Annotated in this window: 15 protein-coding genes; 3 read left to right on the top strand and 12 right to left on the bottom strand. The window is 66.5% G+C overall.

Going from position 1 to position 14,600, the window contains the following annotated elements:
* Positions 1-34 precede the first annotated feature (34 nt).
* On the bottom strand, positions 35-766 hold the full coding sequence (locus tag ACEN2M_RS03240) for a DUF4386 domain-containing protein (protein ID WP_441646689.1): 732 nt from the start codon (positions 764-766) through the stop codon (positions 35-37).
* Positions 767-849: 83 nt separating this feature from the next.
* On the opposite strand from ACEN2M_RS03240, the gene ACEN2M_RS03235 reads away from it, so the two are divergent.
* Complete coding sequence (locus ACEN2M_RS03235) at positions 850-1,560, top strand: TetR/AcrR family transcriptional regulator C-terminal domain-containing protein (RefSeq protein ID WP_441646688.1); 711 nt, start codon at positions 850-852, stop codon at positions 1,558-1,560.
* Positions 1,561-1,684: 124 nt separating this feature from the next.
* On the opposite strand, the gene ACEN2M_RS03230 is transcribed toward ACEN2M_RS03235, so the two are convergent.
* Positions 1,685-2,473, bottom strand: coding sequence for an MBL fold metallo-hydrolase (locus ACEN2M_RS03230; RefSeq protein ID WP_441646687.1), 789 nt, complete (start codon positions 2,471-2,473; stop codon positions 1,685-1,687).
* A 234-nt stretch (positions 2,474-2,707) separates the two neighbouring features.
* On the opposite strand from ACEN2M_RS03230, the gene ACEN2M_RS03225 reads away from it, so the two are divergent.
* Entirely contained in the window at positions 2,708-4,117 is a 1,410-nt protein-coding gene (locus ACEN2M_RS03225) for an MFS transporter (protein ID WP_441646964.1), read from the top strand.
* 153 nt (positions 4,118-4,270) lie between these two features.
* Positions 4,271-6,124, top strand: coding sequence for a glycoside hydrolase family 15 protein (locus tag ACEN2M_RS03220; protein WP_441646686.1), 1,854 nt, complete (start codon positions 4,271-4,273; stop codon positions 6,122-6,124).
* Positions 6,125-6,149: 25 nt separating this feature from the next.
* Here the strand turns inward: ACEN2M_RS03220 and ACEN2M_RS03215 are convergent, their stop codons facing one another.
* From ACEN2M_RS03215 to ACEN2M_RS03170, 10 genes are all read right to left on the bottom strand, one after another.
* Entirely contained in the window at positions 6,150-7,130 is a 981-nt protein-coding gene (locus ACEN2M_RS03215) for an SRPBCC family protein (protein ID WP_441646685.1), read from the bottom strand.
* A 14-nt stretch (positions 7,131-7,144) separates the two neighbouring features.
* Positions 7,145-7,498 carry an ArsR/SmtB family transcription factor gene (locus ACEN2M_RS03210; protein WP_441646684.1) on the bottom strand — a complete coding sequence of 118 codons (354 nt, stop codon included), beginning with the start codon at positions 7,496-7,498 and terminating at the stop codon, positions 7,145-7,147.
* A gap of 80 nt (positions 7,499-7,578) precedes the next feature.
* A complete protein-coding gene (locus ACEN2M_RS03205; protein WP_441646683.1) occupies positions 7,579-8,349 on the bottom strand; it encodes a MerR family transcriptional regulator in 771 nt (256 codons plus the stop codon).
* Between the two features lie 99 nt (positions 8,350-8,448).
* The gene (locus ACEN2M_RS03200) at positions 8,449-9,882 is read right to left on the bottom strand and encodes a glutamate decarboxylase (protein WP_441646682.1); all 1,434 of its coding nucleotides are present in this window, start codon (positions 9,880-9,882) and stop codon (positions 8,449-8,451) included.
* A gap of 97 nt (positions 9,883-9,979) precedes the next feature.
* On the bottom strand, positions 9,980-10,567 hold the full coding sequence (locus ACEN2M_RS03195; protein WP_441646681.1) for a NifU family protein: 588 nt from the start codon (positions 10,565-10,567) through the stop codon (positions 9,980-9,982).
* Complete coding sequence (feoB, locus tag ACEN2M_RS03190) at positions 10,564-12,525, bottom strand: ferrous iron transporter B (RefSeq protein ID WP_441646680.1); 1,962 nt, start codon at positions 12,523-12,525, stop codon at positions 10,564-10,566. The genes ACEN2M_RS03195 and feoB overlap by 4 nt, the downstream gene beginning before the upstream one ends.
* Positions 12,522-12,848: a FeoA family protein gene (locus tag ACEN2M_RS03185; RefSeq protein WP_441646679.1), complete on the bottom strand. Its 327-nt coding sequence runs from the start codon at positions 12,846-12,848 to the stop codon at positions 12,522-12,524. Before ACEN2M_RS03185 ends, feoB begins: the two co-directional genes overlap by 4 nt.
* 120 nt (positions 12,849-12,968) lie before the next feature.
* Positions 12,969-13,745 (bottom strand): hypothetical protein, encoded by a 777-nt coding sequence (locus tag ACEN2M_RS03180; RefSeq protein ID WP_441646678.1) that lies wholly within the window; start codon positions 13,743-13,745, stop codon positions 12,969-12,971.
* 87 nt (positions 13,746-13,832) lie between these two features.
* Complete coding sequence (locus ACEN2M_RS03175; protein ID WP_441646677.1) at positions 13,833-14,102, bottom strand: helix-turn-helix domain-containing protein; 270 nt, start codon at positions 14,100-14,102, stop codon at positions 13,833-13,835.
* The gene (locus tag ACEN2M_RS03170; RefSeq protein WP_441646676.1) at positions 14,102-14,587 is read right to left on the bottom strand and encodes a DUF2975 domain-containing protein; all 486 of its coding nucleotides are present in this window, start codon (positions 14,585-14,587) and stop codon (positions 14,102-14,104) included. Before ACEN2M_RS03170 ends, ACEN2M_RS03175 begins: the two co-directional genes overlap by 1 nt.
* Between the last annotated feature and the right edge of the window lie 13 nt (positions 14,588-14,600).

Below are 14,600 nucleotides of genomic sequence, written 5' to 3'. Positions count from 1 at the left end.
GCCTCCCGTTGTCGATAGGGCGATGGGAACGCGGTCAGTATCGCGCGGGCGCGGTCACCGCGAAAGGGTGGGGGGGAAGCCGGCGACCCCTGATCAGCAGCCAGAAGATGATGGCAACCTCACCCACGAAGAGCACCTGGGCGAAGACGACGGTGAAATCGGGCACGACGGCCACGCCGACGGCATCCGCCAGGTACCCCGCCCCGGCCAGGGCGAGCAGGATACCGAAAACCCTCGCGATGAAACCAGACCGGAAGGCGAGGTAGCCGACCAGAAGCAGGGAGACGCCGAACAGGCCCAAGCTGAGCACCCAGATGGTGGTGAACGATTCCAGCACGGGCAGGGCAGCCTCGGGGTCGTCGAGGAGGGAGAATCCGATCACCAGCTGGCTGACGGCAACCAGGAGCAGCACCGCGTACACCGTTCGAGCCCAGCCGGCTGCCGCCGAGAGTCGACGGTTCACGGGCCTGAGCAGGGTGTACAGGGCGCCGGCCACGAGCACGTCGAGCAGCGCCACCGCCACGAAGCTCAGCACACCCGACCAGAACAGGAGCGGGGAGCCGGAGATGTTCTGGGCGGTTTGGACGGCCTCCCCCGGCACGATCAGGATGAGGATTGCCGCGAAGTTGGCGAAGCCGCCGAGCACGGCCATGGCGGCCAGGCCGACCCCGGCGACCAGGGCGGCTGTGCGCGGCGACCAGGTGGTGAAGGCCCACCGGCGCCGGGCTGTGTCAGGTGTTGGAGAGGTGAGAGTTGTCGCGTTCACGAAGTGTCCTTACGCAGTAAGCTTATGATGTAAGCAACATATGACTACGGGGTAAGGTTGTCAAGGAAACAGTGAGGAGCATCATGGTGACGCCGGCAGGCAACGCAGGCAAGGCGAACAAAGCCGACAGGTCGTCGCGGGCTCGGCTGAGCCGGGAAGCGATCTTGCGCACCGCCATCATGCTCGCCGACTCCGGCGGCATCGACTCCCTCACCATGCGCAGGCTGGGTGAGGAACTCGGAGTCGAGGCGATGTCGCTGTACAACCACGTGGCCAACAAAGAAGCGCTGCTCAACGGCATGGTCGATGCCGTGTTCGGCGAAATCGAGCTGCCGTCGCACAGCGACGACTGGAAAACCGCGATGCGTAAGCGAGCGGTCTCGTTTCGTGCCGCTCTGACCCGCCACCCCTGGGCCACGGGATTGACCGACTCCGGCACGAATCCCGGGCCGGCCACGCTGCGGCATCACGACCGCGTCATCGGCACGTTTCGGAACGCCGGCTTCTCCGTGGCCATGGCCGCTCACGCGTTCGCCGCGCTGGACAGCTACATCTACGGCTTCGCGATGCAGGAGAAGAGCCTGCCTTTCACGACGGAGGAGGAGACGGCCGCAATGGCGCAGATCATGCTCGCCCAACTCGCCGCCAACGACTACCCGTATCTCGCCGAGCTGACCGCGGAGCACGTGCTCCAGCCGGGGTACAACTACGGCGACGAATTCCCGCTCGGCCTCGACCTCATTCTCGACGGGCTCGAGCGCTGGCTCACCCGGGCCGACGACGCCATTTCTTGACGTCGTAGCCGCGGGACTGCCCAGAGCGAGAACAACCGCTCGGCGCGCGTCGGCACGTCGAAGCCGTGCTGCGCGAGGTAGATCGCGTTGGCGCCGGTGCCGCAGCCGAGGTGGGGCCTGCTCCCTATTCTTGGGCGAGTTGCTGAAGTTGCCACTGGTGAACATCCGGGAGCCACTCCAGCGGGGCGGATGGGCCGACCCGAAAGTCCTCGGGAACGCCGCCGTCGCGCAGGGCCTGCACGTAGGCACGGTCCTGCTCGATCCGCGTTCGGAGCTGCTCCGCTCCCCCGACAGAGCCGTGACCGGGGATCACGACATCGACGCCGTCGGCCACACCGTCGAACAGGTGCAACGCGTCGAGGTAGTCCCCGATCGGATTCGCGGCCTGCAGGTCGAGAAACGGCATCAGGATGTCGGAGAGCATGTCGCCGGCGACGAGCACGCCCCGCTCCTCGATCAGCAGTGCGGCATGGCCCGTGGCATGGGCCTGATGCTCGATGATGCGAACGGCAGGGCCGTCCCAGGGAATCCGTGTCGCTTCGGCCGGCAGACCGGTGATGTAACCGAGTAGATCCATCGGGATCTCCGCGGCATACTCCGGCGGGAGCCCCTCGGCCACGCGGGCCTTCCAGTCTGCGTTCGACAGCACCTCACGGATCGATGCCGCGCAGCGGGCGGTACCGTAGCGAGGCACGACGCCGAAGCCCGCGTGCCAGAGCACGTGATCCCAATCCGGATGGGTAGCAAATCCGGCAACCACGGGCCGAGCCAACTCGCGCAGATCGTTCGCGAGGTCGACCATTTCGTTCCGCGTGATGCCGGGATCGATGAGCAGCACACCCGTCCGGCCCTGCACGACAACGGAGTTGCTCTGGATGAATTCGCTCTCGTGCACCAGCACGCCGTCCGCCACCTGCCTGAGCATGGGGTTCCTTCCGCTTGTGGTTTGCGATCGATTGTCGAAACGCTACTCCCGGCGGCACGAGTGCACCACGGCCGAGGCGCGGGTGAGTCGTGACATGCTGACGTTGTCTCAATACAATGAGTTTCAGCGGCCTCGGGTCCCTGACACCGCCGATTCGAGCGGCGGCCTCTCGAATTCGCGCCTGCGACTCTGATCGCACCCGGGGAGGACGACCACATGGGCATGACGGACGACGCGCCAGCCACAGCCGAGGTTCCCACCGCGCCGCCAACCGCCGGTGCGCGCACGTTCGCGCAGGTGCTCGTGAACACGGCGGTCGCCAACGTCACAACGAGTTTCCTCTGGTTCGCGCTCACCTTCTGGGTCTATCTGGAGACCCGTTCCGTGCTGGCGACTGGCATCATCGGCGGGGCGTACATGCTGCTCGTCGCCGTGTTCTCGATGGCATTCGGCACGATCGTGGACCGGCACCGCAAGCACGTCGTGATGGTGTTCGCCGGCGTGGTCACCCTGATCGCCTTCAGCATCGGCGGCGGGTTGTATCTGGTCTTCCCGGAGTCCACGCTGCTCGACCTGGGCGCGCCCTGGTTCTGGCTGTTCAGCGGGATCATCCTCTTCGGGGCGGTGATCGAGAACATGCGCAACATCGCCCTGTCCACGGTCGTCACCCTGCTGATCCCCACCGAGCGGCACGCGAACGCGAACGGGCTCGTGGGCACGGTGCAGGGGCTCGCGTTCATGGTGACGAGCGTGTTCAGCGGGCTCGCGATCGGCCTGCTCGGCATGGGCTGGACGCTGCTGATCGCGATCGTTCTGTCGGCGGCGGCCGTTCTGCATCTCTTGTTCCTGCGCATCCCCGAAGAACAGCCGCAGCAGCAGGGCGAGCGGCGTCCGCTCATCGACCTGCGCGGCAGCATCACCGCCGTGCGGGCGGCCACCGGGCTATTCGCGCTGATCATCTTCTCCACCTTCAACAACTTCATCGGCGGCGTCTACATGGCACTGATGGACCCGTACGGCCTCGAGCTCTTTCCCGTGGAGGTCTGGGGAATCGTGCTCGGGGTCACGTCGACGGGGTTCATCATCGGTGGCCTGCTGATCGCGAAATTCGGGCTGGGGCAGAACCCGATCCGCACGATGCTGCTGCTCGTCATCCTCATGGGCGTGCTCGGGGCGCTGTTCACCATTCGGGAGTGGTGGTGGCTGTATGCCGTGGGCATCTGGCTCTACATGATGCTCATCCCGGCCGTCGAGGCGTCAGAGCAGACGGTCATCCAGAAGGTGGTTCCGTTCCGCGAGCAGGGCCGGGTGTTCGGCTTCGCTGCCGCATTCGAGTCCGCAGCTGCCCCGGTCACCGCGTTCCTGATCGCACCGATCGCGGAGTTCATCATCATCCCGTTCATGAACTCGAATGCCGGCCGCTCAGACCTCGGCTGGCTGCTGGGCGACGGCCAGGCGCGGGGCATCGCGCTGGTGTTCCTCATCGCGGGGATCGTGATGGTACTCGCGGCCGTCGCTGCGTTCTTCACCAAGTCGTACCGCCGCATCTCGGCGCAGTACCTCGACCAGACCGAGTCGGTTCAGGTCGAGGGCCCGCACGATCCCACGACGGAGGCACAGCTGCGGCACTGACCCCCGGTCTGAGGAACCGAGGAATCACCCACTCCGGGTGATTACCGAGCCACATGCACCGTCGCAAGCTGCACGACGGGACTGGGCGAGACCGCTCAGACGACCTGACGGTCACACGCCGAAAGCCGTCGTGTGCAAGAGAGGATCGCCACCATGAACGAATACCCCTCGATCGCTGACCACGGCCTGATCGGCGATCTGCAGACCACGGCGCTGGTTGCCACCGACGGCACGATCGACTGGTTCTGCAGCCCGCGGTTCGACTCGCCGAGCATCTTCGCCTCGCTCTTGGACAGCGCGCGCGGAGGACAGTTCAGAACGCGACCACGAGACAGCACCTTCGAGACCAAGCAGCTCTACTTCCCCGACACCGCCATCCTCATCACCCGCTTCCTCACCGAGAACGGGGTGGGCGAGGTCATCGACTTCATGCCGGTGACCTCAGAAACGCCCAGCGACCACCACCGGCTCCTGCGGGCGGTGCGCTGCGTGCGGGGAACGTTGGCATTCGACGTGGAGATCGCACCTCGATTCGACTACGGCCGGCAAACGCACGAGGTGACGATCACGGAGGACGGCGCATCCTTCGTCGCGGGCGACAGCACCCTGACGCTCAGCCTCATCCGGGGCGTCGACGACGAACGTCCCACGAAGGTGGAGCAGACCGACGAGGGCGATCTGCGCCTCACCCTCAGCCTGAGCGAAGGTCAGATGCGCGGCGTGGTGCTCGAGACCGGCTCCGCCGAACCTCCTCATGCCATGGCCGTCGCCGAAGCCCAACGTCTGTTCGACGACACCGCACATTTCTGGCAGGACTGGGTGGGCCAATCCACCTACACCGGCCGGTGGCGCGAGGAGGTGCAGCGCTCGGCGATCACCCTCAAACTGCTGACCTACGCTCCCACAGGCGGCCTGGTCGCCGCGCCGACGGCGGGCCTTCCCGAACAGATCGGCGGGGAGCGCAACTGGGACTACCGCTTCACCTGGGTGCGGGACGCGTCCTTCTCGGTGAACACGCTGGTGCGATTGGGCTTCACCAGCGAGGCGACGGCGTTTGCCCGGTGGCTTCGGGACCGAGTGACCGAACCTGTGGGCGACGCCACCGGACCCCTCAACATCATGTACCGCATCGACGGCGACCCGCACCTGTCCGAGGAGATCATCGAGGGGTGGGAGGGGTATCGCGGCTCCTACCCGGTGCGGGTGGGCAATGGTGCCGCCGGCCAGCTTCAGCTCGACATCTACGGGGAGGCGATGGATGCGGTCTGGAACGCCGACCGCGCCGGCATGGGTATCGGCCACGCCGGCTGGCTGGCCATCTGCAACCTCCTCGACTGGCTGGCCGAGAACTGGGACCAGCCCGAGGAGGGCATCTGGGAGACCCGCGGCGGCCGCAAGAACTTCACCTACGGGCGCCTGATGTGTTGGGTCGCGTTCGACCGCGCCATCCGGCTGGCCACCACCTACGGTCGCCCGGCGCCGCTCCCCCGCTGGATCGCAGAGCGGGATGCGATCTACACCCAGATCATGGAGAAGGGATGGAACACCCAGCGCCGCGCCTTCGTGCAGCAGTACGGGGAAACTGTGCTGGACGCCTCGCTGCTCAAGATGACCCAAGTCGGCTTCATCTCGCCGCACGACGACATGTGGACGGACACCCTCACAGCGATCGAGGAGGAACTCGTCTCAGACAGCCTGGTCTATCGGTACGACCCGAGCGCCTCGCCTGACGGCCTGAGGGGCTCAGAGGGCACGTTTTCTCTCTGCACCTTCCTCTACGTCGACGCGCTCGCGCGCGCCGACCAGCTGGACAAGGCCCGGCTGACCTTTGAAAAGATGCTGACCTACGCCAACCACGTCGGCTTGTTTTCGGAGGAGGTAGCACCGACCGGCGAGCAGATCGGCAACTTTCCCCAGGCCTTCACCCACCTGGCGCTCATCGACGCGGCCATCACCCTCAACGACAGCCTCGACGCGCAACAGGCTAGCGGCGTACGCCGCCGCTAGCCTGTTCGTTCCTTGCCGCGTGCCGCTAGGCCAGAGTGGGCTGCAGCAGTCCTTCCAGACGCTGGTAGCTCGTCTCCATGCCGTCGGTCATGCCGGTCGAAAGCACGGCGTCGCGCTGCTCGGCGTTCGCGTAGGTGATGACAAGCGAGAGCAGGGTTCCGCCCTCGACGTCTGTGAGGGTCATCTCGTTGAGCGTGGCCGGGAAGTCCATCCCGATCATCGCTTCGGTCGTGACCGCACGGTGCGGGGCCACCGATTCGAGCAGCTCGCCGGTGAAGCCGAAGCGCTCCTCACCACCGTCCCGCTGCCACTCATAGCGGTAGCTGTCGCCGACGGAGGTCGCGATCTCACAGACGGGCATCGACCAGCCGTCCGGTCCGAGCAGCCACCGCTTCATCAGGGCGGCGTCGTTGTGCGCCCGCCAGACCTGGTCGACGGTTCCGCGGATGACCCTCGCGACCCGCACCTGGGTGTCGCTGAGGATCTCCGCCTCCGCCTTGCGCTCGGTGGCGAACGATGCCAGATCGGCCAGCACCTGGTCGATTTGCCCCATCGCCTCCCGAGCGCCTTCGAGCATGCCCATATCGATGAGTTGCTGCATCTGCTCGAGCGAGTCGAAGTGCGAGGTGGTGCTGAGCCGGCTGCCGCTGCCCGTCTCCTCGAAGGCGAAGGCCATGCGGGTGGCCGGGAGGTCGGGGTTCGGTACGCCCGCGGCATCCGAGAACCTGTCGAGAACTTCGAAGCCGTGGGGAGCGTCTGCTGAGGTCCAGTCCCAGCAGCCGTAGTGCACGTCCCCCTCTGGTCCGGTCATCGAGTACACGCTGCGTCCGCCGGCCAGGGCGTCGTGGCGTAGGAACTTGGCCGGATAGGTCGGTGGACCCCAGAACCGCTCGAGCTGGCGCGGGTCGGTGTACGCATCCCAGAGCCGACGCAGGGGCGCCGTGAAGTCGGCGACGATCGTGATGGTGAGCTGGTCGAGGTCTTTCTCGACTGACGTGACAGGCATGATGGTCCTTTCGGTTAGACGTCGAGTGGTGCCGGTTCGTCTTCCGCGAGCAGGATGTCGAGGCGGTCGATACGCGAACGCCAGACCTCCCCGAAGTGGTCGAGCAGGCGCTGCGCTTGGCGGATGCGATCCAGGTTTCCCCGCACCATCCGCTCACGACCACGTGCTTCTTTGGTCACGAGCCCCGCCTCCTCCAACACGGCAACGTGTTTCTGCACTGCCGCGAACGACATGTCGTAGGAGTCCGCCAGCTGCGAGACCGACACATCGGCGAGCAATGTGCGGCGCACGATATCGCGCCGCGTCGCGTCCGCGAGGGCTCGGAAGAGGCGGTTTACGTCCTGCTCGGAAAGCTCTAATACAACCATTTGATTGTATGATATCCAACGGAAACGAGTCACGCAAGCACTTGGAACCCGAATCGAGCTGCCGCAGGGATAACAACCGATCAGAGGTTGCGGTCGGCGTACACGGTCATCGCCTCGTGCACGAAGGCGGCGCCGTCCAGCCCGCCGTAGTTTTGAGCGAGCCGGTCGTCGGCCACGTACTTGGCGCCCATCCAGATGAAGTACTCCTTCGTGGGATGCCCGTCGGGCGCCCGCGGCGTGCCGGGGATGCTGTCCAGCCAGGCGTAGTGTCGCTGCGCGAGAGCCTGGGCCTCAGCGGAGTCGGCCGCGACCTTTCTCGTGGCCGCGGCGGCCCAGTCGGCGCCGAGTTCGGCAGCCGCGATGAGGAAGTCGTCCTGCTGGTCGTCTGACAGCGACCGGTACCAGGCGTCGCTCTCCCGGTAGGATTCCGGGCCCCAGAGCTGCTCGACCTCATCCTTGTACTCGGTGTGGTCGAAGCCGTCGAACATTTTCTCTGCCATCGGTTTCACTCCTTGTTCCAATTTGGTGATGGTGCGCTCGATGCTGGCCATTTGCCGGCCGAGCCGTTGTTGTTCGTGCGCCAGCCACCCGAGGTGCGCACCCAGCGCGGCGATGTCGTCGCGCTGACCGGCCAGTATCTTGCCGATTTCTGGGATGGCGAGTCCGAGTTGACGCAGCAGCAGTACCCGCTGCAGGCGCACCAGCGCGTCCGCGTCGTAGTAGCGGTAGCCGTTGTCGCCGATCCGGCTCGGCGGCACCAGGCCCACGGCGTGGTAGTGCCGCAACGTGCGCTTGGTGGTGCCCGCCAGCCGGGCGATTTCCTGAATGCTCCACTCATTTTCTGGGCTCATCCCGTCCCTCCACGATCGACGGTATGGGGTGACGCTACGTCCAGGTCAACCGGATGCCCAGCCGACGACTCCTCGTCGATGGAGGTCAGGTTCTCCCGGTCAATGGGTGAAGGAGGACCTGAGACCCTCGGTGGGCATGGGCGACGCGAGGTGGTCGAGGTACTCGACGGCCTCCTTGATGTCGCCGATCAGCGCCTCGGCGAGGTTTCGGCTGAGGCCGTTGCGCACCACGATCCGCTGCACGGTGAGGTCCGAGAGGTTGTCGGGCATCGGGTAGGCGGGAACCAGCCAGCCCTTGAGGCGGAGCCGCTCCGACAGGTGGTAGAGGTTCCACTTGTCGGTGTGTCCCTTGACGAGCTGCCAGGCGAATACCGGGATGTCGGTGCCGTCGTTCCACAGCTCGAAGGCCGCCATCTTGCCGATCTCCCCCGCCAGGTACACGGCGACATCCTGCGATGCCTTCTGCACCTTGTAGTAGCCATCCCAGCCCAAGCGCAGAAACAGGTAGTACTGAAGCAGCACCTGCGAGCCCGGGCGGGAGAAGTTGAGCGCGAAGGTCGGCATGTGACCGCCGAGGTAGGTCACGTCGAAGACGAGGTCGCTCGGAAGGTCCTCGACCGTACGCCAGACCACCCAGCCGAGTCCTGGGTAGACGAGGCCGTACTTATGGGCCGATGTGCTGATCGAAGCGACCCGCTCGACGCGGAAATCCCACTCCAGGTCGGGCTGGAGGAAGGGGGCGATCATGCCACCGGAGGCTCCGTCGACGTGGATCTTGACGTCGAACCCGGAGTCGGCCTGGATCCTGTCGAGAGCCTGCGCGATCTGCGCCACCGGTTCGTACATGCCCGTGTAGGTCACGCCCATGATGGCGACGACACCGATGGTGTTCTCATCGACGTATTTCTCGAGCTCGTAGCCGTCGAGCACCTTGTGCTCATCCGTGATCGGCACGTACCGCGCTTCGACGTCCCAGTAGTTGCAGAATTTCTCCCAGCACACCTGCACCGCACTCGAGAGCACGAGGTTGGGTTTCTCGGTCGACTTGCCTGCAGCCCTGCGGGCGAGCTGCCAGCGCCGTTTGAGGGCGAGTCCGCCGAGCATGCAGGCCTCCGAAGAACCGATCGTCGAGGTGCCGACGGCGCTCTTGGCATCGGGCGCGTTCCAGAGACTGGCGATCATCGTCCAGCACCGGGTTTCGATCGCCGCGGTCTGGGGATACTCGTCTTTGTCGATCATGTTCTTGTCGGCCGTCTCGGCATACAGCTTCGAGGCGTGCGGGTCCATCCAGGTTCCGACGAACGTCGCCAAGTTCAATCGCGCGTTTCCGTCGAGCATGGCCTCGTCGTGCACAACCTGGTAGGCGGTCTCCCCGAGCGACTCCTGCGCCGGGATCCGGTCGGTGGGAAAGTCCGTCGCCTCTCCCGGCCTCGCGAATATCGGATTGAGTTGGTTGCGGTCGCTCGTGCCGGTGAACGCATTCGGCGACTCCCCCGGCTTGAACGTTGTGACTTTCGGCTTGGAAACTGTCATCGTCGTGCTCCTGCCTGTCTCGTGGCGCAGTGGAGGTTCGAACCGACATACGGGGAAGCCGAACGGTGTCCGACTCCCCGGTCTCGGGTCTCGGGTTTCAGGTCGCGGTCTCGAATGCCGCCACACCGGTAAGTGTTGCCCGCTTGCCAGGGCGTGGCAAGGCAATGGCGCGCACCGCCCGCAGCTCCGGGTAGAGCAGTCGCAGGTCTCGCTCGACCCGGGCCTGCAGCGTGAAGCCCACGGCGGGACAACCCGCACATGCACCGCGCAGCCGCACGGTGGCCACATCGTCCCTGGCCAGAATCAGGTCGATCGCGCCGCCGTGCGAGCGGATGAAGTCGCCGGCCGCGCCGGCGAGCACGGTTTCCGCGGCCTCGTACAGTCTGTCGTCGGCCGACGGGTCTGGCGCACAGACGGCCAGCGTCCACGCCCCGGGCTGCTCGAGTGCGGCGTGCAGAGCGGCGCGCACGCGTGCGCCCTGTGCCGGCCAGAGCGCATCCGGCCCGAGCGCGATGAGCACGCCGGCGCGGTCGACCCGTATGCGGCGCACGACGCCGGTGCCGAGCATCACGCCGAGATCCCCTGGCGCCGTGCGCACCTCCCCCACGGTCAGGATTCCGGCGGGGATGACCCAGCGGAGCGTGTCTGGCTGGCCCGCGACGGCCTCCGGGTGGGTGGGGATCACGGTGCGGCGCCGGCAGCCACCGCGAGCAGGACCGCGCCGTGGGCCAGCCACGCACCCAGCCAGGCCAACACAAACATGTACCCGAAAGCGATCAACGGCCACTTCCAGGTGCCGGTTTCGCGCCGCATCACCCCGACGGTCGACATACACTGCAGCGCGTAGACGAAGAAGACCAACAGGGCCGCCACTGTCGGGGCGCTGAAGACGGGTTCTCCGGCGTGGCTGCCATCGGTGTATGTCATGGCCGCCAGGGCCTCCGCGGGGTTGTCGGGGTCGGCGGCCGATGCGATCTGGCCGAGCGTGGCCACGAAGGTCTCCCGGGCCGAGAGCGACGCGAGCACACCCACGTTCACCCGCCAGTCGAAGCCGAGCGGATCGAAGACGGGTTCAACCGCTCGGCCGATGGCGGCCGCCGCACTGGTGTCGAGCACATACGCCGAGACGGCGCCGTCGTCGGCCGGGTCGATGCCCGCCGCGCGCAGTTGCGCGTCGGAGTGCAGCGGCAGGTTGAGCAGCAGCCACAGCAGAATCGTCGTGACCAGGATGATGGTTCCACACTTGCGCAGGAACGCGGCGGCCGATCCCCACATCGATAGGGCGATCGAACGCAGCGTCGGAATCCGGTACGGCGGCATCTCCATGTAGAACGGCATCAGCAGGCCATCGCGGTCTTGCACGGCCTTCACGACCCAGGCGGCAACCATGGCGGACACGGCCCCCAGCACGTACAGCGCGAACATGACGAGTCCCTGCACCTGCAGGGGGCCGAACCGTGCGCTCGGGCTGACCAGCAGCCCGATGAGCAGGATATAGACCGGTAGCCGGGCGGAGCAGGTCATCAGCGGCGCGGCCATCATCGTTGCGATGCGGTCCTTGGCCGAGGGCAGGGTTCGGGTCGCCATGATCCCGGGCACCGCACAGGCGAACGAGGAGAGCAACGCCACGAAGGCCCGACCTTCCAGACCGACGGCTCCCATCACCCGGTCCATCAGGAACGCTGCCCGCGACATGTAGCCGATGCCCTCGAGCAGCGAGACCAACAGGAACATCAGCAGAATCTGCGGCAGGAAGACCACGACTCCGCCGACGCCCCCGAGAACGGCGTCGCCGAGAAGGCCGGCCAACCAGGGCAGCGGAACGAAGCGGTGCACCAGATCGGCCAGACCGGAGAACAGCACCTCCACCAAGTCTTGTAGTGGGGCGGCGAACGCGAAGATCACCTGAAAGAAGGCGACCATCACCGTGGCGAAGACCAGCGACCCCCAGAGCGGATGCAGCAGTACCGCGTCGATGCGCGCCGTTCGCCGGTCGGGGCTGGCCGGTCGGTGTCCTGCGGAGTGCAACACCGAGTCCACCCAGGCGCTCTGCTCAGCGCCGCCGCAGGGCGCGTCCAGAACCGGCCGCGGCCATCTCGACCAGCTGGGTAGGGCGTCGCGCAGGTCCGCGATCCCCAGACCACGGTGCGCCACGACCCTGATGACGGGCACGCCCAGGGCGCGTTCGAGGGCCACGGGATCGAGTGCGCCGCCGCGGCCGGCGAGTTCGTCGGTGAGGGTGAGCACAAGCACGGTGGGCAGGTGCAGAGCAAGCACCTGGGCCACGAGGTGCAGCGATCGGCGGAGGGTGGTCGCGTCGACGACCAGGACGAGCGCGTCCGGCCGGCCGATGCCAGGCAGGTTGCCGCTGAGCGCGTCGACGACAACCCGTTCGTCGGGGCTGATCGGGGTGAGCCCGTAGGTGCCGGGCAGGTCCTCCACGGCGAACCGCTGCGAGTCGACGCTCAGCGTGCCGGTGGACCGGCCAACGGTGACCCCCGGATAGTTGCCGGTCTTCGCGTTCAGTCCGGTCAGTCGGTTGAAGATGCTGGTCTTGCCGGCGTTGGGACTGCCGACCAGAAGGATGCGTGCGTCGACGGAGCCTACCGGTGTCGTGACGCCGCCGTGACAGGAGTCGGTCATCGGTCCACGGGCCGCGTCGGTATGGCGGCAGTGATCGACACGGTCACGAGGGCCGCCTGCGCGGCGCGCAGGCACAGGTCGAAATCGCAGACCCGGTAGACCACCGGGTCGCCGAGCGGGGCGCGTCGCAGTGGACGGATGGCCGTGCCGGGCACCAGACCGAGGGCGCCGAGTCGTTCCACGAGGCGCCTGCCGGGCTCGCTGTGGTCACTGCTGATCGCCAGGACACGACCGGTCTGGCCGACGCCGAGCCGGTCGAGAGTGGTGGCGTCGGTGGGGTGCGGCCGCTCGGGCTTTTCTTGGGCGCGGTGCATCCTCGTCATGTTCAATCCCTTGAGCTGGGGTGTGGTGCCGCCGGTGGGCGACCCTCCACCAGCGTAGAGAACATTAGGTAAGGCTAACCTTTATTGCGGCGCACACATGTGCAGGACCGCGGTGGCTTGCTAGCCCTCCGGCGCGATCGGGTCGGTGGCCCTGTCGTACACGTAGACATCCACGCGGGATTCCCTGAGCACGAATCGAGTGAGACTCTCCGGCGGTGATTGCGTGAGGTCCGCGATGGTGACTTGGCCTCCGGGGGAACATGCTTCGGCGTGGATCCCCTCGTTGAGTCCCTGAACAGGGTGGGCCACGAGCACGCAGGTCGTGCCATAGCGAGATTCCCCGCTCCAGACACTGAGATACCCGAAATTCTCGAAGCGCCGCATCTCCTCGGAATCGAGACCCAGCCGGTTGAGCGCGCCGTGCGGGTCTTCTGGCTCGTCGGCGTCGGCACCGTCTGACACCAGCTGGAGCACAAAGTCCGGTGGGGTAATGAACTTTTGCCCGAGTATGTAGTCCGGCGCGAGCCCGTAATTCGGAGGGTGCGGCCACATCACCGTGATGAGGATCGCGTTCACGAAGACGGCCGCGATGGCGACACCGAGGATCGCCAACCGGCGGCGACGACGGCGGGCCACTGGGGCCCCGTCGATGCCGTCGGCCGATGGCGGCTCCTCGGCAGGCTCAGGGAGCGGGCCGCGCTCCGGGGCCGGGGCGGGGACGGCTGCCGCGGCATCGACCCCGGGAGCCCGCTCTCGGTGGCGGGCGGCCTCCAGTTCGGCCAGTCGGGCCTGAGCCGCAGGATCCCCGGTGATGTCGGCATCCCGTCCGTACGCGCGTCGGCGCAGTCGCTCCAACTCATCAGGCTCCTCGGGCTCGACCGGCCCCGGCACATCCATCTCCTCATTATCGGCGCGGGCGCGACCCTGGGATAGGGTCCACGCTGCCCGGCCGCCGTGCTGCGCTTCGCTCGTGAACGGCGAACGTCAGATGCGCGCCGAATGGGTTCTGGTGTCGGGGTCGCTGGCTGCGCGCGCCGCGTCCGTGGTCTCGCCAGGTTCCCAACGGAGCAGGTCGCCCGGCTGGCATTGGAGCACCTCGCAGAGGGCCTCCAACGTGGCGAATCGCACCGCCTTGGCTCGACCGTTCTTCAGCACCGCGATGTTGGCGGGGGTCACCCCCACACGTTCGGCCAAGGTGCCCACGGCCATTTTTCGCCGTGCAAGCATGACGTCGATGTCGACGACGATGGGCATCAGATGACCTCATCGAGTTCGGAGCGCAGCAACTGGGCTTCGGCCTCTCGCGAGACAGCCTGGTCGAGAAGAGCCCGCATCACGACGACGATCAAGGCCACGCCGGCGATCACCAGCGCGAAGCCGCAAACCAGGCCCACGATGCCCGGGGCGATACCACCGGGCGCGAGCAGCACGGCGAGCGCGAAGGTGAGAATCGACGCGGTGGCTATCGCGCCGATAACCACGTTCACGTACTTGAAGGCTGCGCGGGAGAAAACCGCTCCCTTCCGCACCAGCGAGAGCAACTGCCAGATGCAGATTGCGCTGACCTGCATGGTCAGGACACCCAGGACCACGATGATTGCAAACGTGGTGCGGGCCCAGACTTCCGCCCCGTCCAGGTCTGCCCAGAGAAGTGGCACCATTACGGTCTGCACGATCACGGAACCGACGAGCGCCACTGCGATCACAACCCGCAGCGCGATGATTACCGAGATTCTCATAGGTGCTCCTTCG

Source organism: Cryobacterium sp. W22_MBD10_FK3 (genome assembly GCF_052113745.1).
Taxonomy (GTDB): Bacteria; Actinomycetota; Actinomycetes; order Actinomycetales; family Microbacteriaceae; genus Cryobacterium.
The sequence above is the reverse complement of the archived record's forward strand: the minus strand, read 5'-3'. Positions and strand labels throughout refer to the sequence as shown.

What these genes read in the sequence shown, in the direction of transcription:
- ACEN2M_RS03225 (WP_441646964.1), top strand. Translation starts at nt 2,708, where the DNA reads ATGACGGACGACGCGCCAGCCACAGCCGAGGTTCCCACCGCGCCGCCA.
- ACEN2M_RS03175 (WP_441646677.1), bottom strand. Translation starts at nt 14,102, where the DNA reads ATGCCCATCGTCGTCGACATCGACGTCATGCTTGCACGGCGAAAAATG.
- ACEN2M_RS03205 (WP_441646683.1), bottom strand. Translation starts at nt 8,349, where the DNA reads ATGAGCCCAGAAAATGAGTGGAGCATTCAGGAAATCGCCCGGCTGGCG.
- ACEN2M_RS03220 (WP_441646686.1), top strand. Translation starts at nt 4,271, where the DNA reads ATGAACGAATACCCCTCGATCGCTGACCACGGCCTGATCGGCGATCTG.
- ACEN2M_RS03210 (WP_441646684.1), bottom strand. Translation starts at nt 7,498, where the DNA reads ATGGTTGTATTAGAGCTTTCCGAGCAGGACGTAAACCGCCTCTTCCGA.
- ACEN2M_RS03235 (WP_441646688.1), top strand. Translation starts at nt 850, where the DNA reads ATGGTGACGCCGGCAGGCAACGCAGGCAAGGCGAACAAAGCCGACAGG.
- ACEN2M_RS03185 (WP_441646679.1), bottom strand. Translation starts at nt 12,848, where the DNA reads ATGACGAGGATGCACCGCGCCCAAGAAAAGCCCGAGCGGCCGCACCCC.
- ACEN2M_RS03200 (WP_441646682.1), bottom strand. Translation starts at nt 9,882, where the DNA reads ATGACAGTTTCCAAGCCGAAAGTCACAACGTTCAAGCCGGGGGAGTCG.
- ACEN2M_RS03180 (WP_441646678.1), bottom strand. Translation starts at nt 13,745, where the DNA reads ATGGATGTGCCGGGGCCGGTCGAGCCCGAGGAGCCTGATGAGTTGGAG.
- ACEN2M_RS03170 (WP_441646676.1), bottom strand. Translation starts at nt 14,587, where the DNA reads ATGAGAATCTCGGTAATCATCGCGCTGCGGGTTGTGATCGCAGTGGCG.
- feoB (WP_441646680.1), bottom strand. Translation starts at nt 12,525, where the DNA reads ATGACCGACTCCTGTCACGGCGGCGTCACGACACCGGTAGGCTCCGTC.
- ACEN2M_RS03215 (WP_441646685.1), bottom strand. Translation starts at nt 7,130, where the DNA reads ATGCCTGTCACGTCAGTCGAGAAAGACCTCGACCAGCTCACCATCACG.